The 24674-nt window shown below is 54.1% G+C and carries 20 protein-coding genes and 1 pseudogene; 12 read left to right on the forward strand and 9 right to left on the reverse strand.

From position 1 onward, the window contains the following. A complete protein-coding gene (gene pntA / locus ABTW00_RS12140; RefSeq protein ID WP_064545620.1) occupies positions 1 to 1530 on the reverse strand; it encodes a Re/Si-specific NAD(P)(+) transhydrogenase subunit alpha in 1530 nt (509 codons plus the stop codon). A gap of 525 nt (positions 1531 to 2055) precedes the next feature. Between pntA and ydgH the strand changes: the two genes are divergently transcribed. From ydgH to folM, 3 genes are all read left to right on the forward strand, one after another. Beyond that, positions 2056 to 3006, forward strand: coding sequence for a DUF1471 family protein YdgH (gene ydgH, locus ABTW00_RS12145; RefSeq protein WP_065356948.1), 951 nt, complete (start codon positions 2056 to 2058; stop codon positions 3004 to 3006). Positions 3007 to 3174: 168 nt separating this feature from the next. Then, entirely contained in the window at positions 3175 to 4557 is a 1383-nt protein-coding gene (locus tag ABTW00_RS12150) for an amino acid permease (RefSeq protein ID WP_223802561.1), read from the forward strand. Between the two features lie 39 nt (positions 4558 to 4596). Continuing rightward, positions 4597 to 5319 (forward strand): dihydromonapterin reductase, encoded by a 723-nt coding sequence (gene folM / locus ABTW00_RS12155; RefSeq protein ID WP_433635831.1) that lies wholly within the window; start codon positions 4597 to 4599, stop codon positions 5317 to 5319. 3 nt (positions 5320 to 5322) lie between these two features. On the opposite strand, the gene ABTW00_RS12160 is transcribed toward folM, so the two are convergent. After that, complete coding sequence (locus tag ABTW00_RS12160) at positions 5323 to 5658, reverse strand: GlpM family protein (protein ID WP_064545630.1); 336 nt, start codon at positions 5656 to 5658, stop codon at positions 5323 to 5325. A 96-nt stretch (positions 5659 to 5754) separates the two neighbouring features. On the opposite strand from ABTW00_RS12160, the pseudogene ABTW00_RS12165 reads away from it, so the two are divergent. Both ABTW00_RS12165 and rstA read left to right on the forward strand, forming a co-directional pair. Beyond that, positions 5755 to 5829: pseudogene (locus ABTW00_RS12165) on the forward strand (type I toxin-antitoxin system toxin Ldr family protein); the annotation flags it as partial. Positions 5830 to 5969: 140 nt separating this feature from the next. Next, positions 5970 to 6689: a two-component system response regulator RstA gene (gene rstA, locus ABTW00_RS12170; protein ID WP_064545632.1), complete on the forward strand. Its 720-nt coding sequence runs from the start codon at positions 5970 to 5972 to the stop codon at positions 6687 to 6689. Between the two features lie 126 nt (positions 6690 to 6815). On the opposite strand, the gene ABTW00_RS12175 is transcribed toward rstA, so the two are convergent. The 4 genes from ABTW00_RS12175 to ABTW00_RS12190 all read right to left on the reverse strand — a co-directional run bounded on the left by ABTW00_RS12175 (position 6816) and on the right by ABTW00_RS12190 (position 10857). Then, positions 6816 to 7358 carry an isochorismatase family protein gene (locus ABTW00_RS12175; protein WP_433635832.1) on the reverse strand — a complete coding sequence of 181 codons (543 nt, stop codon included), beginning with the start codon at positions 7356 to 7358 and terminating at the stop codon, positions 6816 to 6818. A 150-nt stretch (positions 7359 to 7508) separates the two neighbouring features. Beyond that, the gene (locus ABTW00_RS12180; RefSeq protein WP_433641026.1) at positions 7509 to 8330 is read right to left on the reverse strand and encodes a PhzF family phenazine biosynthesis protein; all 822 of its coding nucleotides are present in this window, start codon (positions 8328 to 8330) and stop codon (positions 7509 to 7511) included. A 74-nt stretch (positions 8331 to 8404) separates the two neighbouring features. Then, positions 8405 to 10345, reverse strand: a complete 1941-nt coding sequence (locus ABTW00_RS12185) for a putative bifunctional diguanylate cyclase/phosphodiesterase (RefSeq protein WP_433641028.1) — start codon at positions 10343 to 10345, stop codon at positions 8405 to 8407. A gap of 17 nt (positions 10346 to 10362) precedes the next feature. Further along, a complete protein-coding gene (locus ABTW00_RS12190) occupies positions 10363 to 10857 on the reverse strand; it encodes a molybdopterin-dependent oxidoreductase (protein WP_064545638.1) in 495 nt (164 codons plus the stop codon). 603 nt (positions 10858 to 11460) lie between these two features. Between ABTW00_RS12190 and rstB the strand changes: the two genes are divergently transcribed. Both rstB and tus read left to right on the forward strand, forming a co-directional pair. Continuing rightward, positions 11461 to 12762, forward strand: coding sequence for a two-component system sensor histidine kinase RstB (gene rstB / locus ABTW00_RS12195; protein ID WP_433635834.1), 1302 nt, complete (start codon positions 11461 to 11463; stop codon positions 12760 to 12762). Positions 12763 to 12843: 81 nt separating this feature from the next. Further along, complete coding sequence (gene tus, locus ABTW00_RS12200) at positions 12844 to 13776, forward strand: DNA replication terminus site-binding protein (protein ID WP_433635835.1); 933 nt, start codon at positions 12844 to 12846, stop codon at positions 13774 to 13776. Here the strand turns inward: tus and fumC are convergent. Both fumC and fumA read right to left on the reverse strand, forming a co-directional pair. Next, positions 13773 to 15176, reverse strand: coding sequence for a class II fumarate hydratase (fumC, locus tag ABTW00_RS12205; protein ID WP_271447779.1), 1404 nt, complete (start codon positions 15174 to 15176; stop codon positions 13773 to 13775). The genes tus and fumC overlap by 4 nt on opposite strands. Positions 15177 to 15278: 102 nt before the next feature. Further along, a complete protein-coding gene (fumA, locus tag ABTW00_RS12210) occupies positions 15279 to 16925 on the reverse strand; it encodes a class I fumarate hydratase FumA (RefSeq protein ID WP_271447780.1) in 1647 nt (548 codons plus the stop codon). A 199-nt stretch (positions 16926 to 17124) separates the two neighbouring features. On the opposite strand from fumA, the gene manA reads away from it, so the two are divergent. Both manA and ABTW00_RS12220 read left to right on the forward strand, forming a co-directional pair. Then, complete coding sequence (gene manA / locus ABTW00_RS12215; RefSeq protein WP_433635836.1) at positions 17125 to 18303, forward strand: mannose-6-phosphate isomerase; 1179 nt, start codon at positions 17125 to 17127, stop codon at positions 18301 to 18303. A gap of 98 nt (positions 18304 to 18401) precedes the next feature. Continuing rightward, positions 18402 to 19913, forward strand: a complete 1512-nt coding sequence (locus tag ABTW00_RS12220; protein ID WP_064545913.1) for a YdgA family protein — start codon at positions 18402 to 18404, stop codon at positions 19911 to 19913. Positions 19914 to 19959: 46 nt separating this feature from the next. On the opposite strand, the gene ABTW00_RS12225 is transcribed toward ABTW00_RS12220, so the two are convergent. After that, positions 19960 to 20988: a Mal regulon transcriptional regulator MalI gene (locus ABTW00_RS12225; RefSeq protein WP_433635837.1), complete on the reverse strand. Its 1029-nt coding sequence runs from the start codon at positions 20986 to 20988 to the stop codon at positions 19960 to 19962. A gap of 176 nt (positions 20989 to 21164) precedes the next feature. Here ABTW00_RS12225 and malX point away from each other — a divergent pair, with 176 nt between their 5' ends. The 3 genes from malX (at position 21165) to ABTW00_RS12240 (ending at position 24664) form a co-directional block, all read left to right on the forward strand. Beyond that, entirely contained in the window at positions 21165 to 22757 is a 1593-nt protein-coding gene (gene malX / locus ABTW00_RS12230; RefSeq protein WP_065356936.1) for a maltose/glucose-specific PTS transporter subunit IIBC, read from the forward strand. Between the two features lie 66 nt (positions 22758 to 22823). Further along, positions 22824 to 23996, forward strand: coding sequence for a MalY/PatB family protein (locus ABTW00_RS12235; RefSeq protein ID WP_433635838.1), 1173 nt, complete (start codon positions 22824 to 22826; stop codon positions 23994 to 23996). A gap of 194 nt (positions 23997 to 24190) precedes the next feature. Next, entirely contained in the window at positions 24191 to 24664 is a 474-nt protein-coding gene (locus tag ABTW00_RS12240) for a Csu type fimbrial protein (RefSeq protein WP_433635839.1), read from the forward strand. Positions 24665 to 24674: the final 10 nt, after the last annotated feature.

Consider the following 24674-nt stretch of genomic DNA (forward strand, 5'->3'; position numbering starts at 1 on the left):
TTATCCTTTGCGGAACATTTTCAGCATGCGCTGAGTGACGGTGAAACCACCAAAAATATTAATGCTGGCGATCAGTACCGCGATAAAACTCAGGAAACTTACCCAGCCTCCATGGCCAATCTGCAGGAGTGCGCCAACCACGATAATGCCCGAGATAGCATTCGTGACCGACATCAGCGGCGTGTGCAGCGCATGCGACACGTTCCACACCACGTAGTAACCCACCACGCAGGAGAGCGCGAAAACGGTAAAGTGGCCGAGGAACTCTTTCGGCGCAACGCTCGCCAGCCAGCCAAACAGAATGATGGCCAGTGCGATCAGCGCATATTTACGCCACGGTGACGCCGGTTTTTCCGGTTCTTTTGGCGCTGGCGCGGCTTTCTGCGCCGCCTGCGGCTGTGCAGAAACCTGAATCGGCGGGGCCGGCCAGGTGACTTCGCCTTCACGGATGACGGTCACGCCGCGCACCACAACGTCATCAAAATCGATGGTAATGTTGCCGTCTTTCTCTTTACACAGCAGCTTCAGCAGGTTTACCAGGTTGGTACCGTATAGCTGAGAAGACTGGGTCGGCAGGCGTCCGGCCAGATCGGTATAGCCGATCACCTTCACGCCGTTTGCCGTGACGAAAATTTCATTCGGTACGGTGTATTCGCAGTTACCGCCGTTTTGCGCGGCCAGATCGACGATCACGCTGCCCGGGGTCATGGAATCCACCATTTCACGGGTGATCAGCTTCGGCGCCGGTTTGCCCGGAATCAACGCGGTGGTAACAATGATGTCGACCTCTTTTGCCTGCGCGGCAAACAGGGCCATTTCGGCGGCGATAAACGCCTCAGACATCACTTTGGCATAACCGTCTCCACTGCCGGCTTCTTCTTTGAAGTCCAGCTCGAGGAATTCGGCGCCCATGCTCTGCACCTGCTCTTTCACTTCCGGGCGGGTGTCGAACGCACGCACAATCGCGCCAAGGCTGTTGGCCGCGCCGATAGCGGCAAGACCCGCTACGCCCGCGCCAATCACCATCACTTTCGCCGGTGGGACTTTGCCCGCCGCGGTGATTTGGCCGGTAAAGAAACGACCAAACTCGTGAGCCGCTTCGACGATAGCGCGATAACCGGCAATGTTTGCCATCGAACTTAACGCATCCAGCGACTGGGCGCGGGAAATACGCGGCACGGAGTCCATTGCCATGACGTTAATGTTGCGCTCAGCCAATTTTGCCATCAGCTCGGCATTTTGCGCCGGCCAGATAAAGCTAATCAGCGTCGTGCCCGGGTTCAGCAGCGCAATCTCTTCATCCAGCGGCGCGTTAACCTTGAGGATAACGTCGGATTGCCAGATATCATCACCAGAGACGATCTCAGCACCAGCCTGCACAAATGCTTCGTCATCAAAACTGGCGAGTTTTCCTGCACCACTTTCAATGGCCACGCTAAAACCGAGCTTCAGCAGCTGCTCAACCGTTTTCGGCGTTGCTGCGACTCGCGTTTCCTGGGCCCACCTTTCTTTTGGTACACCAATACGCATAACTATTCCCTTATATCGGTTCTTATTTGATGGTTTGCCGTTTTGTCAGTTTGTTGCGGGTAACCCGTAAGTGACCTAACAGGCGAACAACCTGAATAAATAAAACAGTAACAAACTGACTATAACCTACTGAAAATACCGATTGTGATCTAGCGCCGGAAAACACTATTTTTGCATTAAATGCCAAATAAGGAGTTCCAGCGGCTACAAACAGCGATATTTGCCCCGATTTGAGTAGCGAGCCTCATAATTCGCTTCTTCTCCGTGGGAAAACATGATTTTTCGCGGGCGAGACGGTGCGATTAACATTCCATTAACTTAAAAAAGTCATATGGTTGACCGCTTTTTCTGGTCAAGCGCCCGTTTTTTCAACATATCAGGAAAAGTTATCCAAAACCGTCACCGGGTTCGCATCTGAAGTTAAAAATGACGCAGACAGTAGCGTCATTTCAATGCCATAATCAGACGTTTTCCCGTTAACAACATGACCCGAATTTGGTTTGCGCAAGGCGAAGGATTATTTTTATGAAGCTTAAGAACACCCTCCTCGTGTCCGCCATGCTGTCTGCCGCGGCAATGTCCGCTCATGCAGCCACCGAGCTGACCCCGGAGCAAGCGTCCGCACTGAAGCCCTATGACCGCGTGGTGATCACCGGTCGCTATACCGCCATTGGCGATGCGGTCAACGCCATGTCCCGTAAAGCGGACAAAGAAGGCGCAGCCTCTTTCTATGTTGTCGATACCTCTGACTACGGTAACAGCGGCAACTGGCGCGTCACGGCCGACCTTTATAAAGAAGATGCGCCGAAAGCCGACGCACCGAAAAACCGTATCATCAACGGTGTGATGGAGCTGCCGAAAGACCAGGCCGTTGCGCTGGTGCCTTATGACACCGTCACCGTTCAGGGCTTCTATCGCAGCCAGCCGGAAGTGAACGACGCCATTACCAAGGCCGCCAAAGCCAAAGGCGCAGCCTCCTTCTTTATCGTCCGTCAGGTGGATGCGAACGACGGCGGTAACCAGCGTATTACCGCCTACATCTATAAAGCCGATGCGGAAAAACGCGTGTTGCAGAGCCCGGATGCCATTCCGGCAGATTCTGACGCCGGGCGTAAGCTGCTGGCGGAAGGCGGCGAAGCGGCGAAACAGGTTGAGATCCCGGGCGTGGCAACAACCGCCGCCGTCGGCGCGGGCACCGGCGTAGGTCGTTTCTTCGAAACACAGACAACAAAAGGCGGGCGTTACAGTGTCACGCTTCCGGACGGTACCAAAGTTGAAGAGCTGAACAAAATCACTGCGGCGCAGATGATTCCGTTCGACAGCATCAAGTTCACCGGTAACTACGGTAACATGACTGAAGTCTCTTACCAGGTCGCAAAACGCGCCGCGAAGAAAGGCGCGAAGTACTATCACATTACCCGTGAATGGCAGGAACGCGGCGGCAACGTCACGATCAGCGCCGACCTGTACAAGTAAGCAACAGCAAAAGGCGGCGTAAGCCGCCTTTTTTTATTCATTTCTTTTATACATTGTTGCATGTATGCATCGCTCTCCGTAAAATCGCCGCCTCAGCGCAATCCTCCATGTTTATGCGATTTCGCCAAATAAATATTCTTGTTCTTTGCCTTCCACGACAGGATTCTCATGGAAAAGAAATTAGGGCTTAGCGCCCTGACGGCTCTGGTTCTGAGCTCAATGCTCGGTGCGGGCGTATTTAGTCTGCCGCAAAACATGGCCGAGGTCGCCAGCCCCGCCGCTCTGCTGATTGGCTGGGCTATCACCGGCGTGGGGATTCTGTTCCTTGCCATCGCCATGCTGGTACTGACCCGCATCCGTCCGGATCTTGACGGTGGGATCTTTACCTACGCTCGCGAAGGCTTCGGTGAGCTGATCGGCTTTTGTTCCGCATGGGGCTACTGGCTGTGTGCGGTCATTGCGAACGTCTCCTATCTGGTGATTGTTTTCTCCGCCCTCAGTTTCTTTACCGATACGCCGGAACTGCGCCTGTTTGGCGACGGTAATACCTGGCAATCCATTGTCGGGGCTTCAGTGCTGCTCTGGGTGGTTCATTTTCTGGTTCTGCGCGGCGTACAAACGGCTGCCAGCATCAACCTGGCCGCGACGCTGGCCAAGCTGGTACCGCTGGGGCTGTTTATCGTGCTGGCGGCGATCGCTTTTAAAAGCGAAACCTTTACCCTGGATTTCCACGGCATCGACCTTGGCGTGCCGGTGTGGGAACAGGTGAAAAATACCATGCTGATTACGCTTTGGGTGTTTATTGGCGTGGAAGGCGCGGTGGTGGTATCAGCTCGCGCCCGTAATAAAAAGGATGTTGGGCGCGCGACGCTGCTGGCGGTGATTTCCGCGCTGGGGGTTTATCTGCTGGTCACGCTGCTGTCGATGGGCGTCGTTGCCCGCCCAGAACTGGCAGAGATGCGCAATCCATCAATGGCGGGCCTGATGGTGCGTATGATGGGGTCCTGGGGGGAAATCGTGATTGCCGCCGGGCTGATTGTCTCCGTTTGCGGGGCTTACCTGAGCTGGACGATTATGGCGGCGGAAGTGCCGCTGCTGGCCGCCACGCATAAGGCGTTTCCGCGCATCTTCGCCCGGCAGAATGCGAATAACGCCCCAGCCGCCTCACTGTGGCTCACTAACCTCAGCGTGCAGGCGAGCCTGGTGCTGATCTGGCTGACCGGTTCAGACTACAACACGCTGCTGACTATCGCTTCCGAGATGATCCTCGTGCCTTACTTCCTGGTCGGCGCGTTTCTGCTGAAAGTAGCGCGCCGTCCACTGCATAAAGTGATTGGTGTCGGTGCCTGCATTTATGGCTTATGGTTATTATATGCGTCCGGCCCGATGCACCTGCTGCTGTCGGTGGTGCTCTATGCGCCGGGCCTGTTAGTCTTTATCTATGCGCGCCGCACGCATGAAGATAATATCCTGCTCAAGCGTCGCGAATTAGCCTTAATTGGCCTACTTCTGGTTGCCGCCGTGCCGGCAACCTGGATGCTAATGGGGTAACGTGCGTCGCCCCATCGCAGAATACATATGGAGATAACGATGGGAAACATGCTATCACACCCCGTACTGATAACCGGTGGAGGCCGCCGTATCGGCCTCGCCCTTGCCCACCATTTTCTCACCCAACAACAGCCGGTTATCCTCAGCTATCGTACGCACTATCCGGCGATTGATGTGATGCAGCGAGCGGGAGCCGTCTGTATTCAGGCCGATTTCGCCCACGACGAGGGCATTAATGCCTTTGCCGAGGCGGTGAAATCACACTGTACCAGCCTGCGTGCCATCATCCACAACGCCAGCGGCTGGCAGGCGGAAAACCCGACCACGCCGCTCAGTCAGGTGCTCAACGCCATGCTGCAGATTCACGTGCACGCCCCCTATTTGCTAAACCACGCGCTGGAAGACCTGCTGCGCGGACATGGGCACGCCGCCAGCGATATTATTCATTTCACGGATTATGTGGTGGAACGCGGGAGCGATAAGCATATTGCCTACGCCGCCAGTAAGGCCGCACTGGACAATATGACTCGCTCATTCGCCCGCAAGCTGGCGCCCGAGGTGAAGGTCAACGCCATCGCTCCGGCGCTGGTGCTGTTTAACGAAGGGGATGACGCCGAGTATCGGCAAAAAGCGCTGAATAAGTCGCTGATGAAAATTGCCGGCGGTGAGAAAGAGATAATCGACCTTGTCGATTATCTCTTTGGCAGCCGCTATGTCACCGGCCGCTCTTTCGCCGTCGACGGCGGGCGGCCTCTGGCCTAGCGCTTAGTGAAAACGGCCCCACAGGAAAATTAACAGCCAGGCGCTAACGCCCCAACAGGCCACAGCGCCGGCTAACGCCAGCGGCAGACGCATCATGCCGGTGAAATACCACAGCGACAGCAGATAGAGAAAGTACGGAATAATCGACCACATCCCAAAAACGATGGTCGCCCGCAGCGCCTCGGTACCCCGCTCGCTGGCGACGATATAGTGCGCAATCAGCGCAAAAGTGGGAAAAAGCGGAATCAGCCCTGCAATGGCGTAGTTTTTCGTTTTTGCCAGAATGCCAATCAGCACCACAACCAGCGCGCCAAGCAGCGCCTTAATTAACAACCCCATCTTATTATTCACCAATAAACAACATGTTGCTCCAGCATAGCGGAAGCGGTTGTCTTTATGAATGAAAATTCAGACGCGTGCTCGCAATTAAAGCGGCACGATCTTGCCGCTCCCGTCATCGCTGGCGTATTGGTCAGCCTGATAGTGAGTCACTGGCGTAGTCGGAAATAATCGCGACATGGGCGTCATTTCCGCCGCAGTGGCGGCATGCGCCCGAACGAGGCCGCAGGGGGAATCTCTGCGGCCTTTTTTGTGGCGGCAAAGCTGCGCGCGGTGTATCGTAGCCGTTTTGTCAGCCAGTGCGTAGAGTCATGAATAAGATCGTTTATGTTGAGGATGATCCGGATGTCGGGGCGCTGATCGCCGCCTATCTGGGCAAGCATGATATGGATGTGGTGGTCGAGCCGCGGGGCGATAATGCCGAAGCGACGATTGCCCGTGAAAATCCGGATCTGGTGCTGCTGGACATCATGTTACCGGGTAAAGATGGCATGACGCTTTGCCGCGATCTGCGCGGTCAATGGGCGGGCCCTATCGTACTGCTCACTTCGCTGGATAGCGATATGAACCATATTCTGTCACTGGAAATGGGCGCGAACGACTATATTCTCAAAACAACCCCGCCCGCCGTGCTGCTGGCGCGCCTGCGTCTTCACCTACGACAAAGTCCGGGTAACGGGAGTCACACGGTCGCCGCGCAGCCTGCCTTGACGCCGCACAAAACCATTCGCTTCGGTACGCTGGTCATCGACCCGGTGAACCGTCAGGTTCTGTTGAGCGGTGAAAGCATCGCCCTTTCCACCGCCGATTTCGATTTGCTGTGGGAGCTCGCGACTCATGCGGGGCAAATTATGGACCGCGACGCGCTGCTGAAAAATCTGCGCGGCGTCAGCTACGATGGGATGGATCGCAGCGTGGACGTGGCAATTTCACGGCTGCGTAAGAAGCTACAGGACAGCGCCACCGAACCATACCGTATTAAGACCGTGCGGAATAAAGGCTATCTGTTCGCGCCGCATGCCTGGGAATAGCTAACAGGATATTATGCTGAGATTAAAAATATAACCCTCGAGAGTGCGCGCACCACTGTCATCAAAAACAGCGATTTTATGCTGCCACCTGGCGAATTTTACGCCAAATGGCAGCATTATCTATATTCAGTTACTGTTCAGCTGAAGTTCAGCCGTATTTATCCCTCTGGCAAAGCCGTTTTCCAGCAAACCCAGGGTCACGCGATAGACGTCTTCTGCGCTAATTTCCGCACTCTCGAGCGGAAAGCTCAGCACCGCATCGCGAATCACCGTTATAGAAAGCCCAAGGTCCGCTCCCATGCGCACCGTGGAGTTAACGCAGTAACCCGCCACTGCGCCAATCACCGCGATCTCGCTAATCTGCGCGCGCTGTAACCAGCCGTGAAGGTCGGTAGAACTGAATGCCGATGAGGTCGTTTTTATAAATACAGGCTCGCCCACCTGCTCTTCAAACCCGGCTACAGGTTGGAAATGGGCGCCATCACGATGAAGCGGGGAACCTGCCTCGAGGGTTTGATGGCGAACATGCAGTATCGGTTTACCCGCTGCGCGAAATGCGCCGATTGCCGTGCGCATATTGTCGATACTGCGGGTAGGAAAATAACTCATCCCTCGCTCAATGCGGTCGGGAACAAAACCTTGCATGTCGATAATCAATAAAGCCTGCATAACACCCTCATTCGTACGTATCGAAATGAAACAAATTACGCCGAGCGAACGCAGAGAACAACCCGCAGATTTTAAGGTAGCACTGCACTGTACCTCTTTCCGAATGGCCGTACCGCTCACCATTCTGTCACTGATGATATTGCTGCCTTTTCAACCCCGTGGGTTTGCAGCGCGGTCGCTCTGACGCAGAAGCACTTTACCTATCAGATAAGTCGTTGCCTGCCCGCCAATGTAGACGCGGTCCCCCTCAAGCCGGCAGCGCAACTCGCCACCGCGCTCTGCTCCCTGGTGGGCCAGCATTTGTGTCTTTTGCAGTTTATCCGCCCAGTATGGAATCAACATGCTATGTGCAGAACCGGTCACCGGATCTTCCGGTACCGCGTCACCAGGGCAGAAGACACGGCTGACAAAATCATATTCCCCGTCACCGCGCGCGGTGACGCAAACCATTTTATCCAGCGGGATCATGGCGTTAATATCCGGCTGTAGATCCGCTATCTGCCGTTGATTATCTAACACGACCAGATAATCGCGCGCGACGCGTACTTCCTGGTATGCGTTGATACCTAAGGCGTCCAACAGCAAAGGGGGTGGCGTTACCGCCTGGGTGTTCCATGCCGGCAAATCCAGCGACAGCCAATCACCGCTGCGCGTCACGGTCAACGGACCAACAAAGCGAGTTTCGAAATGGATAGCGGAGCCTTTGTAATCAAGATGTTCGAAAATGACGTGCGCGGCCGCAAGAGTTGCATGTCCGCACAAGTTGATTTCTCCCAGGGAAGTAAACCAGCGCAGTTCAAAGCCCTTCTCTTTGCCGACAAAGAATGCAGTTTCTGACTGATTATGCTGCTTAGCCATTTTCAACAGCGTCTCGTCAGGCAACCATTCTGTAAGGGGACACACCGCAGCAGCATTGCCAGAAAAATTAGTACAACTGAAAGCATCAACCATGAAAAAATCAATTTGTTGCATCATAGAAACCTGTCATCGTTCTGGTAGTAACAATGACTTTACCATACGGCGGCTGCGCCAGACTCATCCATCGGTTATGAATGCTGCGGACCGTTTTTGATTTCCCCATCGATATAAGGCTGAGGTTGACGGAAGAGATATCCCTGGGCGAAATCGCAGCCCAGCGCCTGAAGATTTTCCAGTTGTTCGCGGGTTTCAACCCCTTCCGCAACAACCTTCATATTGAGGGATTTCGCCATACCGGTGATAAGCTTAATGATATTAAGGGCGTCTTCCTGTATTGATATTGAATGCACAAATGATTTATCAATTTTGATTTTATCAAAGGCAATTCGACTCAGACGCGAAAGTGAAGAATATCCCGTCCCAAAATCATCAATGGATATTTTCACGCCCAGGGCTCTGAGCCTGTTAAGGGTATTCATCGGGGTGTTACTCTCAGAAAAGAGAGAAGATTCCGTCACTTCCAGTTCAAGACGGTCGGCAGGAAGCCCCGTTTCTTTCAGAATCGCCAGGACGATGCCGGCGAAGGCTTTGCTATTTAGCTGAACAGGAGAAACGTTAACCGAAATTTTCACCGGCACCACCCAGGATGCCGCTTCCCGGCATGCCATCTCAAGCACTGATTTTCCCATTTCGTTAATCATGCCGGTTTTTTCAGCCACAGGAATAAAGCTATCCGGCGACATGAGTCCCTTCAGCGGGTGGATCCACCGAATAAGCGCTTCATAGCTGTATATTTCACTGCTGAACGAATCGACAATAGGCTGATAGTAAACGACGAATTCGTTATTCGCTAACCCTAATGCCATATCATGTTCGAGGGTTCTGCTTTCCTGCAGCTTCTCTAGCATCCACTGCCGGAAAACTTTTATCTTACTCGAGCCTTCATTTTTAGCTTCATAAAGCGCGAGATCGGCAAATTTATAGAGATAGTCGGAGCGGTGCTCAGTATCTGAAATAGCAATACCAACACAGGTGGTTATATTGATTATCGCGTTATAGATAGTATAGGGCTGGTTAATAGCAGCGCATATTTTCTGTGCTCGCGAAACCGCAGTCATCTCCGTCAGACCACTCGCGAGAAAGGCAAACTCATCGCCACCTAAGCGATAAAAGGTATCTGAATCAAGGTTCATAGAGACCAGACGCTGGGAGATTTGTTGTAATAAGATATCGCCAACATCGTGTCCGTAGGTATCATTTACCTCTTTAAACCGGTCTAAATCAAACAGCATCACCGTCACAGAATCATCATTTTTTTCTGCCTGAGCAATGGTGAGATTTAATTTTTCCCAGAAGAAATGTCGGTTGTTCATCCCCGTCAGAGAATCATGGTAGGCGTCATACTCCAGCTTGACATTCTGAACCTGCAGTTTCTCTTTTGATTTTTGCAACTCGTCGGCAAGATTCTTAACCTGAAGGTGTGCCTTGAGGATATTCCTGTTTTGATAAAATATGAGAATCCCGAGGATCGCACTCACTATTATCAGCAGCACAGAAGTGGCTGAATAAATAAAGTAAAGCGTTCTGATTTTGAGGTTGGCACTATTAATCGAATTGACATCCTTGTCTAATGCACCGGATGAAAGGCGGCCAAGAGGGGTATCCAACGTATGCATGACTTTCAGATATTTTTGTAGCTCCGGGCGACTCATGCTCTCAAGATGAGCATCCAGATAATCAAGCGTTTCTTCAAGCTTTATCGCCAGAGCATGGTGCGTTTTGTTGCTGTTTATATAATGGCCTAAATCTCCCTCTTTGACTAAATCACTCTGGCTGAGCATGATGTCGAGGCGCAGACGCACATCATCGAGCGTCATCGCGTCATCAATGGTGTAAAGACCGAGCCACGACTCAAAGCGATAATATTCTGATACCATCTGTGCGGCAGACCATGAATCGGTGTATTGCGTGAGTTTTTGTAGCTCTTGCTGTCTTTCATGCACAAGAAAAGAGATATATCCAGTAGATACAAAAAGAAAAAATATAATGCCAGCCAGTATTCTGTTCATGATGTTCCGCTGAACTCCTACTCGATATCCATTCTGCTGACTTGCCATGCCGATCTTGAATAATAGACCTGATTATTCAGTTCAGGGATGCTGTCATAGGGATACACCACGAATAGCGGCCCCTTATCACGGATGGGCATATATTCTCCGTTGATTTTTAAGGCAAGGATAACATTGTATTTTTTGAAATCGCTAAGCGGAATGATGGTGGTGTAGTCGTTGAGCGCGGTAACTTTAACAACCGAACCTTTCGCCCCGACATAATCCATCAGTTTTTGCAGTGGAATACCCGTAAAAGTAGTGCGGCCATTATACCAGGGAGAGGTAGTCTGGAAACTGACGACGCCCAGTTTCTCAAGACTGGCGATATCCAGCACGGCTTTCCCATCCCGGTTTGTATTTTCTATATTACCGGACAGGGTTAAAATGACTTTACCGGTAGGTTTGGCAAGGTCGCCCGCCCAGATCTGGGTGGAGACCATAAAGCTCAACAGCATGACAATTAACCGCATTCTAACCTCGACTATTGACCGGATGTAAAAGAATTATAATTTAGTCATCATGTTATTAATATATGCTACCCAGCCATTATGGATTCAATTAATTGATTTATTTTTTATATGATTTAAATCAATGAGTTAGAATGATTTATTTTATTATTATTGATTAAAAAAAGACCTTCTCGATATTTGTTGTACACTTAATAGTTTAGGTTAGCGCAAAAAACAAACCACTTTTCTGCCTGTAAAAATAAACACACAATTACAATGGGTTATTTGAACAAGCATGAAGTATCGCTTGTTATGTTGGATGGCGTTATCGCTACTGGCAGGAGTTAATCTATTTTCTCGTCTGTCTTAATTTATTTTCGTGTCCCGGCGTACTCAAACGTATTTCCCCCTCTCTTTCCGTTCTCCTTCACCCGTGCCCCTGGCTAACTTTTATCACAAACAAGATAGGCCAGGAGAATGCAGAAAGGGTTCAGACAGTGTAATCTCCCAGATCGCTGCGCTCGATGACTTCATATCGTCGTTCTCAATCAGCGCATCGGCAGGAACGAGTTGGCCCAGAAGATGAGCTGACTAGCTAACATATTGAACGTTCGGTGGTTTTAAATGAAAAAGCTGTTTGTGCAGTTCTATTTGCTGCTGTTTGTCTGCTTTCTGGTCATGACCATGCTGGTCGGGCTGGTCTATAAATTCACCGCCGAACGCGCGGGTCGTCAGTCGCTTGATGACCTGATGAAGAGCTCACTCTATTTAATGCGCAGCGAGCTGCGCGAAATTCCCCCGCGTAACTGGAGTAAAACGCTCAACGAGCTGGATTTGAATCTGTCGTTCGACCTGCGTATTGAACCATTGAGCAAATTCCAGCTTGGCGATAACGCCATGCAGCACCTGCGTGCAGGCGATATCGTGGCGCTGGACGACGAATATACGTTTATTCAGCGTATTCCGCGCAGCCACTACGTGCTGGCCGTCGGCCCCATCCCCTATCTCTATTTTATGCACGAGATGCGTCTACTCGATATTGCGCTAATGGCATTTATCGCTATTTCACTGGCCTTCCCGGTGTTTATCTGGATGCGGCCGCACTGGCAGGACATGTTGCGCCTGGAAAATGCCGCCCAGCGCTTTGGTGATGGGCATCTGGGAGAGCGTATCCACTTTGACAGCCTGTCGAGCTTCGAGCGTCTGGGTGTCGCCTTTAATCAGATGGCCGACAATATCAACGCGCTGATCGCCAGCAAAAAGCAGCTGATCGACGGCATTGCTCACGAGTTACGTACGCCGCTGGTGCGTTTACGTTATCGGCTTGAAATGAGCGAGAACCTCACCGAGGCCGAATCACAGGCGCTTAATCGGGACATCGGGCAGCTCGAAGCGCTGATTGAGGAACTGCTCACCTATGCCCGTCTCGACCGGCCGCAAACCGAACTGTCGCTCACCACGCCCAACCTCCCCAGATGGATTGCCGCGCATGTTGAAGACGTACAGGCGGTAAACCCGCAGCGCGAAATCGCGCTGGTTCAACTGACGCCAGGCGACTACGGCGCGCTCGATATGCGCCTGATGGAGCGCGTGCTCGATAACCTGATTAATAACGCCATGCGCTACAGCCAGACGAAAATTCAGGTGAGCCTCACCCTCAACGGCAGCCAGGCCTGCCTGCAGGTGGACGATGATGGCCCCGGTATTGCCGTTGACGAGCGCGAACGCGTCTTCGAACCTTTTGTCCGCCTCGATCCCAGCCGCGATCGCGCCACCGGGGGTTGCGGTTTAGGTCTGGCGATTGTTCACTCCATCGCCACCGCGATGGGCGGCCACGCGAGCTGCGACAGCAGTCCGCTTGGCGGCGCGCGCTTTAGCCTACAGTGGCCGATCTACCACCACATCTCCCTGCCCGCGGCTAGCTGACCGGGGTTTGCACGGTGTTGCATCCTGGTATAGAGTCATTAATATAAAGTATGTTGTAACTAATTAACCAGGACACTCGCCGTGACCCGCTACGATCTCGTTGAACGACTTACCGATACCTTCCGCCAGCTTGAGCGCAACCTTGTCGAGCTGCGTAACGAACTGTCGGCATGCCGTCTGCTGACGGCGCGCATTTTTGTGCTGCCGGAAGTACGTAAAGAATCTGAACACGCGCCGTTATCGCAGATTCAGGTGCAGCAATACCTGGGGCTGACGGCATTCGCCATGGCGCTGCAACATTTTAGCCATCTGTTTATCCAGCAGCAGTCAGAAAACCGCAGCAGTAAGGCGGCAGTGCGTCTGCCGGGCGCCATCTGCCTGCAGGCCAGCAGCGAGCAACACGAGGCGATAAACGCCCGAGTGCAACAGATTAACGGCCTGAAGGCTGAACTGGAGAAAATTATCACCGTTGATTCCGGCCTACCGCCCGTGGCGCGCTTCGAATGGGTACATCGCTACATTCCCGGGCTGATTACGCTCAATGCCTACCGCTCGCTTGCGCTGCTCTCCGATCCCAGTACCATTCGTTTTGGCTGGGCGAATAAACATATCATCAAGAATCTGACGCGCGATGAAGTGCTGGCGCAACTGGAGAAAAGCCTGAAGTCGCCGCGCGCCGTGCCGCCATGGACCCGCGAACAGTGGCAAGCACGTCTGGAACGCGAGTATCAGGATATCGCCGCCCTGCCGCAAAAGGCCCGGCTGAAAATTAAACGGCCGGTGAAGGTGCAGCCGATTGCTCGCGTCTGGTATGCAGGCGAACAAAAGCAGGTGCAGTACGCCTGTCCCAGCCCGCTGATTGCCGTGATTTCGGGTCGCAATGGCGTCAGCGTCCCTGACCTGGGCGAGCTACTGAACTATGACGCCGATAACGTGCAGTATCGCCATAAACCAGAGGCGCAGCCGCTACGGTTGATTATCCCCCGGCTACACCTCTGGCTGGCGACGGATTAAGCCTTAGCCGTCAGACTGCCGACCATCTCCTGCGGACGAACCCAACGGTCGAACTCTTCGGCGCTGAGATAACCTAACGCCAGCGCCGCGTTTTTCAACGTCAGCCCCTCTTTATGCGCCTTTTTAGCAATTTCAGCCGCCTTATCGTAACCAATATGCGTATTGAGCGCGGTGACCAACATCAGCGATTCGTTGAGCAACTGGTCGATGCGCTCGCGGTTAGGTTCAATACCCACCGCGCAGTGCTCGTTAAAGCTTTCCATGCCGTCCGCCAGCAGGCGAATCGACTGCAACACGTTATGAATAATCATCGGCCGGTAAACGTTCAGCTCAAAGTTACCCGAGGCTCCCCCCATGTTGACCGCCACATCGTTGCCCATCACCTGGCAGCAGAGCATGGTCATCGCTTCACACTGAGTCGGATTCACTTTCCCCGGCATGATGGATGACCCCGGTTCGTTTTCCGGTATCGACAGTTCACCGATACCGCAGCGCGGGCCGGAAGCGAGCCAGCGTACGTCGTTGGCGATTTTCATCAGCGAGGCCGCCAGCCCTTTTAACGCGCCGTGCGCATGCACCAGGGCATCGCAGGTGGCCAGCGCTTCAAACTTGTTTGGTGCGGTGACAAACGGTTGGTTAGTCAGCGCCGCGAGCTCCTGCGCCACCCGCACCGCGTACTCTGGATGCGTATTCAGGCCGGTCCCCACCGCCGTACCGCCCAGCGCCAGCTCGCTCACGTGCGGCAGACTCTGTTCCAGGTGGCGGCGATTATGTTCCAGCATTGCCACCCAGCCGGAGAACTCCTGCCCCAGCGTGAGCGGTGTGGCATCCTGCAGATGCGTGCGACCAATTTTGACAATATCGCGAAAACGCTCAGATTTTTCGCGTAGCGTGGCCTGCAACACCGCCAGCTGCGGCAGCAGATGTTCGCGCAGCGCAATCACCGCCGCCACGTGCATCGCCGTGGGGAACACGTCATTGGAGCTTTGGCTTTTGTTCACATCGTCATTCGGGTGTACCAATCGCGACATGCCGCGCTCGCCGCCCAGCAGCTCGCTGGCGCGATTTGCCAGCACTTCATTCATGTTCATGTTGCTCTGCGTGCCCGAACCGGTCTGCCAGATAGCCAGCGGGAACTCATCCGGATGCTGGTTGTTCAGCACCTCATCCGCCGCGGCAATGATAGCGCCAGCTTTGTCGGCCTTCAGCAGACCTAAATCCTGGTTCACCTTAGCCGCCGCGCGCTTGGTCAGCGCCAGGGCATAAATCAACGAAAGCGGCATTTTCTCGGTGGAGATACGAAAATGCTCGAGGGAACGCTGGGTTTGCGCGCCCCACAGTTTGTCGGCTGGCACCTCAATCGGCCCCATAGAATCGCTTTCGCGGCGTGACGTTGTCATTACTTTCTCCTTGAATTCAAAGTGATTGTGAAGTGACATTGCTCAAGCAGGCTAAGATGATTATGGTACAAATAAAAACCGCCCCGAAGGGCGGTTAAAAGATTACTTCACGCAGCGGGCGCACTGTGACGCCTGAATCTGTTGGAAGAAGTCGTTCCCTTTGTCGTCCACGAGGATAAACGCCGGGAAATCTTCCACTTCGATTTTCCAGATAGCCTCCATTCCCAGTTCAGGATACTCCACGCACTCCAGGCTCTTGATGCTGCTTTGCGCCAGCACCGCCGCCGGGCCGCCAATGCTGCCAAGATAGAAACCGCCGTGCTTATGGCAGGCATCGGTCACCTGCTGGCTGCGGTTGCCTTTTGCCAGCATGATCATACTACCGCCTTCAGACTGCAGCTGGTCAACATAGGAGTCCATACGCCCTGCCGTAGTTGGGCCGAGAGAACCAGAAGCGTAGCCTTCCGGCGTCTTTGCCGGGCCCGCGTAGTAGATCGGGTGATCTTTAATGTACTGCGGCAGACCTTCGCCTTTGTCCATACGCTCTTTCAGCTTGGCGTGCGCAATATCGCGCCCCACGATAATCGTGCCGCTGAGCGACAGGCGCGTTGAAACCGGATACTGGGAAAGTTGTTTCAGGATCTCCTTCATCGGACGGTTGAGATCCACCTTCACCGCTTCGCCTTCACCGGCTTTACGCAGCGATTCCGGAATATACTTGCCCGGATTGTTTTCCAGCTTCTCAATCCAGATACCGTGACGGTTAATTTTGGCCTTGATATTACGGTCAGCCGAGCAGGAGACGCCCATCCCTACCGGACAAGAAGCGCCGTGACGCGGCAGGCGGATCACGCGAACGTCATGCGCGAAGTATTTTCCGCCGAACTGTGCGCCAAGGCCCAGGTTCTGGGCTTCTTCCAGCAGCTCTTTTTCGAGCTGCACATCGCGAAACGCCTGACCGTGCTCGTTACCTTCAGTCGGCAGACCATCATAGTATTTGGTCGAGGCCAGCTTGACGGTTTTCAACGTCGCTTCAGCTGACGTGCCGCCGATGACAAAAGCAATGTGATACGGCGGACAGGCTGCGGTGCCCAGCGTACGCATCTTCTCAACCAGATAGTTTTTCAGCTTCGCCGGGGTGATCAGCGCTTTGGTTTCCTGGTAGAGATAGGTCTTGTTCGCCGAGCCGCCGCCTTTCGCGATGCACAGGAATTTGTATTCGTCGCCATCCACGCTGTAGAGATCGATCTGCGCCGGCAGGTTGGTGCCGGTGTTCACCTCTTTGTACATATCCAGCGGGGCGTTCTGCGAGTAGCGCAGGTTGTCTTCGATGAAGGTATCGTAGACGCCGCGCGCCAGCGCCGCTTCATCACCACCACCGGTCCACACGCGCTGACCCTTTTTGCCCATGATGATCGCGGTGCCGGTATCCTGACAGGTTGGCAAAATGCCTTTGGCCGCGATATCAGAGTTACGCAGGAACTGCAGCGCCACGTACTTGTCGTTTTCGCTGGCTTCCGGGTCGTTCAGGATATCGGCCACCTGCTGCTGATGCGCAGGGCGGAGCATAAAGGAGGCGTCATGGAAGGCGTGTTTGGCGAGAAGCGTCAGCGCTTGCGGGGCAACTTTGAGGACTTCCTGCCCTTCAAATTCTGCGACGGAAACGTAGTCGTTACTCAACAGATAATATTCGGTTTCGTCCTTTTTTAACGGAAAAGGATCCTGATAATAAAAAGGTTTATTCGACATTGTGCTCTCACTTACAGCTTTGATGATGTGGTGAAGGGCAGTCTTTCCATTTGCCCAGGTTAAAAGCGAGTTACCCTATCGTACACAATTTTTTAACAAAAACTGAGACTAGTACGACTTTTTATTTCTTGAGCATACGAGAGCGCATTTTTTTGCTTTAATACGTCGCAAAGAATCCACATTGAAACAGGGCTTGATAATGCAAAAACTCATCAACTCAGTGCAAAACTATGCCTGGGGCAGCAAAACTGCGTTAACGGAACTCTATGGAATGGCCAATCCTGATGGTCTGCCAATGGCGGAGCTATGGATGGGCGCGCACCCCAAGAGCAGCTCAAAGATAACGGATAGCAAAGGAAGCGTACATTCATTACGTGATGTGATTGATGCCGACAAAACCGCGCTACTGGGCGAAAAAGTCGCCGCACGTTTTGGCGAGCTTCCCTACTTGTTTAAGGTACTGTGTGCCGCTCAGCCGCTCTCTATTCAGGTGCATCCGAGCAAAATGGCCGCCGAAGTCGGTTTTGCCAAAGAAAACGCCGCCGGTATCCCGCTGGATGCGGCCGAACGTAACTACAAAGATCCGAATCACAAGCCGGAGCTGGTTTTTGCCCTGACGCCGTTCCTGGCGATGAACGCCTTCCGCGAGTTTGCCGACATCGCCGCGCTGCTTGAGCCGGTGGCTGACGCCAACCCGATTATCGGCCAGTTTATCGCCGAACCGACCAGCGAGCGCCTCAGCGCCCTCTTCGCGGGCCTGCTAAATATGCAGGGCGAAGAAAAAGCCCACGCCCTGCGCGTGCTGCGCACCGCGCTGGAAACGCAACAGGGCGACGCCTGGGATGCTATTCGCCTGATTGCCGAGTTCTATCCGGACGACAGCGGCCTCTTCTCCCCGCTGCTGCTGAACATCGTGAAGCTCAACCCGGGCGATGCGATGTTCCTGTTCGCAGAAACACCGCACGCCTACCTGCGCGGTACCGGTCTGGAGGTGATGGCTAACTCCGATAACGTCCTGCGCGCGGGCCTGACGCCGAAGTACATTGATATTCCGGAACTGGTTGCCAACGTCAAATTCACCGCGAAACCGGCGAACACGCTGTTAACCCAACCGACTCAGCATGGCGGCGAGCTCGATTTTCCGATTCCGGTCGATGATTTCGCGTTCTCTCTACACGATGTCTCCGCCGAGCAAACCCACCTCGCACAGGACGGCGCAGCGATTGTCTTCTGCCTGGAAGGTGAGTCGGTACTGAGTAAAAACGATCAGCGTCTGGTGCTGCAACCGGGTGAATCTGCCTTTGTCGCGGCCAATGAGTCACCTATTCAGGTGAGCGGCAGCGGTCGTTTAGCGCGCGTATATAATAAGTTAAAGTAAATACTGAAGTTTGCGGACAGGCTTGCTACTCTTTGGCATAGCCTTATGACTTAACCAGGCGGCCTTCCCGCCTGGTTTCATTTTTATGGACAAATATGATGAAAAAAACGCGGGTTGCTGCAGGTGTCATTGTCGCTTTAGGGGTTATCTGGACAGCGGGCTCCTGGTACACAGGTAAACAGCTTGAATCACGTATTGCCGAAATGGTTGCGCAGGCGAATGCCCAGCTGAAGCTAACCGCACCAGAAGCGGGCCTGGAGCTGAGCTACCAGGATTACCAGCGCGGCGTCTTCAGCAGTCAGCTGAAAATGGTCGTCAAACCGCTGGCCGGGGCCGAAAACTCATGGCTGAAACCGGGCCAGAGTGTCTTGCTGGATGAAAACGTCAGCCACGGTCCCTTCCCGCTGGCTTCGCTGAAATCGTTCAATCTGGTGCCCGCCATGGCGTCAGTCAACACGGTGCTGGTCAATAACGATGTCACCAAGCCGCTGTTTGATATTGCCAAAGGTCAGTCACCGTTTGATATCAACACCCGCATCAGCTACAACGGCGATACCTCATCGGCTATTTCACTCAAACCGCTGGATTACGAAAAAGAAACCGACAAGGTGACCTTTAGCGGCGGTGAATTCACGCTTTCCGCCGACAACCAGGGCAGCCTGGTGTCGCTGACCGGCGGAGCCAAAAGCGGCCAGGTGAACGCGGTTAACGAATACGGTCAGAAAGTGCAGTTCACTTTCAACAATCTGGAAACCGACGGTTCCAGCAAACTGACCACCTTTGATGAACGCATCGGCGACCAGACGTTGAGCGTTGAGCGCCTGGCTATTGGTGTGGAAGGAAAAGATCTGGCCGAACTGAACGGCATGCGCATCGCCGGCAAATCTGAGCTGACCGCCGATGGCAAAAAAATCAACAGCCAGCTGGACTACTCTCTCAACAGTCTGAAGCTACAAAATAAAGATTTCGGTAGCGGGCAATTGACGCTAAAAGTCGACGGTATCGACGGCGTAGCAATGCATCAGTTCAGCCAGCAGTACCAGGCGAAGACCCAGGCGCTGATGGCGCGACCGGATCTGGCGCAAAATCCTGAACTGTACCAGCAGCAAGCCGTGGACGCCCTGTTCAGCTCGCTGCCGATTTTGCTGAAAGGCGACCCTGTTGTGACACTGTCACCGCTTAGCTGGAAAAATGCCAAAGGCGAAAGTTCTCTGAACCTGTCACTGGCGCTGAAAGATCCTGCTCAGGCAACCGGTGAAGCACAGACGCTGGCACAGCAGGTCGATCGTGGCGTGAAATCGCTCGATGCGAAACTCAACATCCCGACCGGGATGGCCACTGAACTGATGACCCAGGTTGCACAGCTGGAAGGCTATCAGCAGGATGAAGCGGCGAAGCTTGCTAAACAGCAGGTACAGGGGCTGGCGGCAATGGGCCAGATGTTCCGCCTGACCACCACGCAGGACGATGCGATTACCAGCAGCCTGCAGTACGCCAATGGCCAGGTGACGCTGAACGGGCAAAAAATGCCGCTGGATGAGTTCGTCGGTATGTTCGGTATCCCGACGCTGGCCGATCCGGAAGAACCGGCCGCAGCACCCGCGCCGTAACCGACTTCGGCTACAGCACCGAAAGCCCCTCAACGAGGGGCTTTTATTATTTCCGCGCCACCAGCCGCGGCGGCATAATCAGATTTCTCGCCGCCCCCTGACCGGTATCAATACGTTGTAAAATCCGTTCGGCCACGCTGTGGCCCATTTCCCGCGCAGGCGTCGTCACCCAGGTCAAGGGGACGTCATCCAGCGCCGCCTCCGGTACGTCGGCAAACGCCGCCAGCGCCACGCGCTGTTCAAAGTAGCTCTCAACGCTGTCTTCACCACTTTGTTTACCCGCGCGCATCAGACCGAACCAGGCGCCCATGGCAATCACGCTGTTGTAACACAGCACCGCTGAGATGGTCGGATTGTGCCGCAACAGCGCGGTAATGGCTTCCGCCGCCTGTTTCTGGCTGGACTCGCACTCAAGCACCCAATCGCTGTGAAACGGCAGACCGTACTTGATAAGCGTGGCGCAATAACCGCCCACCCGCTCTGCTCGCGTGAGTGATGAACTTTGCCCGCCGAGCCAGGCAATACGCTGATGGCCGCGACGAATCAGATGTTCGGTCACCAGCTGCGCGGCCTGCATATTGTCCGGACGAATGATATCCACCTCATCGAGGTAGCTCGCACGCGAGGCAAACACCAGCGGCGTGGCGGTTTCTGCCGCTTTAGCCCGCAGCTCCGATGCCTGATCCACCGCCCCCGCAATCACCACGCCATCAACGCCCTGCGAAACCAGGGCTTCAAAGCGTTGCAGCATCTGCTCCCCACGTTTGCCACCCTGGGTTAAAAAAACCATTTTGCCCTGTGATTCCAGCGCAGCCGTCATCCCCGCCGTCAGTTCGGCGTAAAAAGGTGATGACAGGTCGCCAACGATCAGACCAATCACCCCCGTCTGCCCACCGCGTAGCGAGACCGCCTGGCGGTTACGCACGAAACCCAGTTGATCGATGGCCTGATAAACCCGCTCGCCGGTTGCCGACGAGATTCGCCCCTTGCCGCTCAGTACCAGCGAAACGGTGCTGACAGAAACCCCTGCCGCTAGCGCAACATCGTTAATGGTGACTTTCTTTGCAATCGCCATAGCTCCTGCGCGACTCCTTCTGCTTAAGCGATAAAACGTTTTATCAATGTATGTACTTTATAAACTGTATTATCACTTGCTTTTGTGATTTGTTTCTCACTAAAAAATGATAAAACGTTTTATCTTCTTTTACCGTTACTTAAAAGAAACCCTTTTTCAGGATAAGGAGTCGCTTCATGACGGCGAAAACCGCACCAAAAGTCACCCTCTGGGAGTTCTTCCAGCAGCTTGGCAAAACCTTTATGCTGCCGGTCGCGCTGCTTTCCTTCTGTGGGATTATGCTCGGCATCGGCAGCTCGTTAAGCAGCCATGACGTGACGACGCTCCTGCCCTGGCTCGATACGCCGTTCCTGCAGGCAGTCTTTATCTGGATGAGCAAAGTTGGCTCATTCGCCTTTAGCTTCCTGCCGGTGATGTTCTGTATTGCCATCCCGTTGGGTCTGGCGCGCGACAACAAAGGCGTTGCCGCCTTCGCCGGTTTTGTGGGCTATGCGGTCATGAACCTCGCCGTTAACTTCTGGCTGACGGCGAAAGGCATATTGCCGACGACCGACGCGGCGATCCTGAAAGCCAATAACATTCAGAATATTATTGGTATTCAGTCGATCGACACCGGGATCCTTGGCGCGGTCATCTGCGGCATTATCGTGTGGATGTTGCATGAACGCTTCCACACCATTCGCCTGCCGGACGCGCTGGCCTTCTTCGGCGGCACCCGCTTCGTGCCCATTATCACCACCGTTGTGCTGGGTCTGGTCGGCCTGGTGATTCCGCTGGTGTGGCCAATTTTCGCTATGGGTATCAATGCGCTGGGTCACGTGATCAATAGCGCCGGCGACTTCGGCCCGATGATTTTTGGTACCGGCGAACGTCTGCTGCTGCCGTTCGGCCTGCATCATATTCTGGTTGCGTTGATTCGCTTTACCGAAGCGGGCGGCACCATGGACGTCTGCGGTCACGACGTGAGCGGCGCGCTGACTATCTTCCAGGCACAGCTGAGCTGCCCGACGACTCACGGCTTCTCAGAAAGCGCTACCCGCTTCTTATCGCAGGGTAAAATGCCGGCCTTCCTCGGCGGCCTGCCCGGTGCCGCGCTGGCGATGTACCACTGCGCGCGCCCGGAAAACCGTCATAAAATTAAGGGGCTGCTGATTTCCGGCGTGATCGCCTGCGTGGTTGGCGGCACCACCGAGCCACTCGAATTCCTGTTCCTGTTCGTGGCGCCGGTGCTGTATGTGATTCACGCGCTGCTGACCGGTCTGGGCTTCACCATGATGGCGATTCTGGGCGTGACCATCGGTAACACCGACGGTAATATCATCGACTTCGTGGTGTTCGGTATCCTGCACGGTCTGTCCACCAAGTGGTATCTGGTGCCGGTGGTAGCCGCAGTCTGGTTCGCCGTGTACTACGCCATTTTCCGCTTCGCTATCGTGCGCTTTAACATCAAAACCCCGGGCCGCGACATTGATACCGCTCCAGCTGCTGAGCACACCACCAGTGGTGCAACCGGTAAATCGGGCTACAACGTCCCGGCTATCCTCGCGGCGCTGGGCGGTGCGGAGAACATCGTCTCTCTCGACAACTGCATCACCCGCCTGCGTCTGTCGGTGAGCGACATGGATAAAGTGGACGTTGATACGCTGAAGGCCAACCGTGCGATTGGCGTCGTCAAACTCAACCAGCATAACCTCCAGGTCGTTATTGGCCCGCAGGTGCAGTCGGTTAAGGATGAAATGTCGGTATTGATGAATACCGTGCAGGCTTAAACCCCTTTGCCCCCGTACACAACGGGGGCAAAATATCTCACTTATTCTCTTCGTTAGGATCCTCACATGTTTGATTTCTCAACGGTGATTGACCGGCATGGTACCTGGTGCACACAGTGGGATTACGTTGCCGACCGTTTCGGCGATGCCGATCTGCTGCCGTTTACCATTTCAGATATGGACTTTGCCACGGCGCCCTGCATTCTCGATGCCCTGAGCACGCGTTTATCCCACGGCGTATTTGGCTACAGCCGCTGGAAGAACGACGAATTTCTTCCCGCCATCGCCCACTGGTACGCCCATCGTTTCCACAGCGCCATCGACGTTGATAGCATCGTCTACGGGCCATCGGTTATCTATATGGTTGCCGAAATGATCCGCCAGTGGTCCAACCCCGGCGACGGCATCGTGGTCCATACACCGGCCTACGACGCGTTCTTTAAGACGATTGAAGGCAACCAGCGTCAGGTTGTTGGCGTCGCGCTGGATAAACAAGACGGCGAATGGTTCTGTGATATGGCGAAGCTGGAGGATGCGCTGGCTCAGCCGCACAACCGCGTGCTGCTGCTGTGCAGCCCGCAAAATCCGACCGGCAAAGTCTGGACCCGCGAAGAACTGCAAACGATGGCCGCACTTTGCGCAAAACATAACGTGCGGGTGATCAGCGATGAGATCCATATGGATATGACCTGGAACGGTCATCAGCACATTCCGTGGTCCGACGTGGCACAAGGGCCGTGGGCGCTGTTCACTTCGGGCTCGAAAAGCTTCAATATCCCGGCCTTGACCGGCGCATACGGGTTGATTGACGACGAAGGCAGCCGCAATGATTACCTCAACGCCCTTAAAAGTCGCGATGGCCTCTCCTCGCCGTCCGTACCGGCGCTGGTCGCCCATATTGCCGCCTACCGGCAGGGTGAGCCGTGGCTGGATGCGCTGCGCGGCTATCTACAGGACAATATGCGCTACATTCAGCAGACGCTGAACGCTGCCTTCCCGGAGCTAAAATGGCGCATGCCACAAGCCACCTATCTGGCGTGGATCGATTTACGTCCGTTACAGATAGACGATCGTCAGCTGCAAGAGGTGCTAATAAAACAGCAGAAGGTGGCGATTATGCCGGGCTATACCTATGGCGAAGAAGGCAACGGCTTTATTCGCCTGAATGCAGGCTGCCCGCGCGTGAAGCTTGAGCAAGGCGTCAAACGTCTGATTGCCGCCATCCACACCCTGCGCTAATCCTCATTGCGCAACGTCGCCCGGCGTTGCGCAGCGTTAATGCATTAGAGCTCAGTTGTTAATACCAGATCTTGTCATTCACATCGCTTAGACATAGCACGATTACTCAATCTAAGATAATTCTTAGTCTCTATTCTCCGCCCCCCGTAGTTTCAAGTAAGAAATATTACCAGGCCTTATTAGAGAGTTTTAAAATGATTAACCGTAAAGCCACTGCATTAACTCTGACTGCGATTAGCATTTTATTTTCATCTGCCGCCTTGGCAGATTACAACGAAGCGGCTACCGCCGATATGCACGTCTCGCTGACCGTCGAAAAATCCTGCCAGATTAGCGTGGGAGATATGGATTTTGGTTCACATGCCAGCGATAGCGGCGTGGTAAAAGCGACCAGCCAGGCGAGCGTAATTTGTACCAATGGTACGGAATACCAGCTCAGCAGCGCCGCGGACCATCCCTACGAGATGTCGGACAGCAACAACGATAAAGTGGCTTACACCATTTACGGAGATAAAGCGGGTACTGAACTATCAAAAACACCGGTCGGCAGTACCGGCACCGGTAGCGTTCAGCTTATCCCAATATACGGTCAAGTGACCGCGGACGCCCTTGCTCAGGCTCCGGCGGGCAATTATGCCGATACCGTCACGCTGACCGTCGCCTACTAACCATAACCTA

The organism is Kluyvera georgiana (assembly GCF_050990895.1).
GTDB classification, from domain to species: domain Bacteria; phylum Pseudomonadota; class Gammaproteobacteria; order Enterobacterales; family Enterobacteriaceae; genus Kluyvera; species Kluyvera georgiana.

What these genes read in the sequence shown, in the direction of transcription:
- manA (WP_433635836.1), top strand. Translation starts at nt 17,125, where the DNA reads ATGCAAAAACTCATCAACTCAGTGCAAAACTATGCCTGGGGCAGCAAA.
- rstB (WP_433635834.1), top strand. Translation starts at nt 11,461, where the DNA reads ATGAAAAAGCTGTTTGTGCAGTTCTATTTGCTGCTGTTTGTCTGCTTT.
- rstA (WP_064545632.1), top strand. Translation starts at nt 5,970, where the DNA reads ATGAATAAGATCGTTTATGTTGAGGATGATCCGGATGTCGGGGCGCTG.
- fumC (WP_271447779.1), bottom strand. Translation starts at nt 15,176, where the DNA reads ATGACAACGTCACGCCGCGAAAGCGATTCTATGGGGCCGATTGAGGTG.
- ydgH (WP_065356948.1), top strand. Translation starts at nt 2,056, where the DNA reads ATGAAGCTTAAGAACACCCTCCTCGTGTCCGCCATGCTGTCTGCCGCG.
- ABTW00_RS12240 (WP_433635839.1), top strand. Translation starts at nt 24,191, where the DNA reads ATGATTAACCGTAAAGCCACTGCATTAACTCTGACTGCGATTAGCATT.
- ABTW00_RS12150 (WP_223802561.1), top strand. Translation starts at nt 3,175, where the DNA reads ATGGAAAAGAAATTAGGGCTTAGCGCCCTGACGGCTCTGGTTCTGAGC.
- ABTW00_RS12175 (WP_433635832.1), bottom strand. Translation starts at nt 7,358, where the DNA reads ATGCAGGCTTTATTGATTATCGACATGCAAGGTTTTGTTCCCGACCGC.
- fumA (WP_271447780.1), bottom strand. Translation starts at nt 16,925, where the DNA reads ATGTCGAATAAACCTTTTTATTATCAGGATCCTTTTCCGTTAAAAAAG.
- ABTW00_RS12160 (WP_064545630.1), bottom strand. Translation starts at nt 5,658, where the DNA reads ATGGGGTTGTTAATTAAGGCGCTGCTTGGCGCGCTGGTTGTGGTGCTG.
- ABTW00_RS12225 (WP_433635837.1), bottom strand. Translation starts at nt 20,988, where the DNA reads ATGGCGATTGCAAAGAAAGTCACCATTAACGATGTTGCGCTAGCGGCA.
- folM (WP_433635831.1), top strand. Translation starts at nt 4,597, where the DNA reads ATGGGAAACATGCTATCACACCCCGTACTGATAACCGGTGGAGGCCGC.
- ABTW00_RS12190 (WP_064545638.1), bottom strand. Translation starts at nt 10,857, where the DNA reads ATGCGGTTAATTGTCATGCTGTTGAGCTTTATGGTCTCCACCCAGATC.
- ABTW00_RS12180 (WP_433641026.1), bottom strand. Translation starts at nt 8,330, where the DNA reads ATGCAACAAATTGATTTTTTCATGGTTGATGCTTTCAGTTGTACTAAT.
- pntA (WP_064545620.1), bottom strand. Translation starts at nt 1,530, where the DNA reads ATGCGTATTGGTGTACCAAAAGAAAGGTGGGCCCAGGAAACGCGAGTC.
- ABTW00_RS12235 (WP_433635838.1), top strand. Translation starts at nt 22,824, where the DNA reads ATGTTTGATTTCTCAACGGTGATTGACCGGCATGGTACCTGGTGCACA.
- malX (WP_065356936.1), top strand. Translation starts at nt 21,165, where the DNA reads ATGACGGCGAAAACCGCACCAAAAGTCACCCTCTGGGAGTTCTTCCAG.
- ABTW00_RS12185 (WP_433641028.1), bottom strand. Translation starts at nt 10,345, where the DNA reads ATGAACAGAATACTGGCTGGCATTATATTTTTTCTTTTTGTATCTACT.
- ABTW00_RS12220 (WP_064545913.1), top strand. Translation starts at nt 18,402, where the DNA reads ATGAAAAAAACGCGGGTTGCTGCAGGTGTCATTGTCGCTTTAGGGGTT.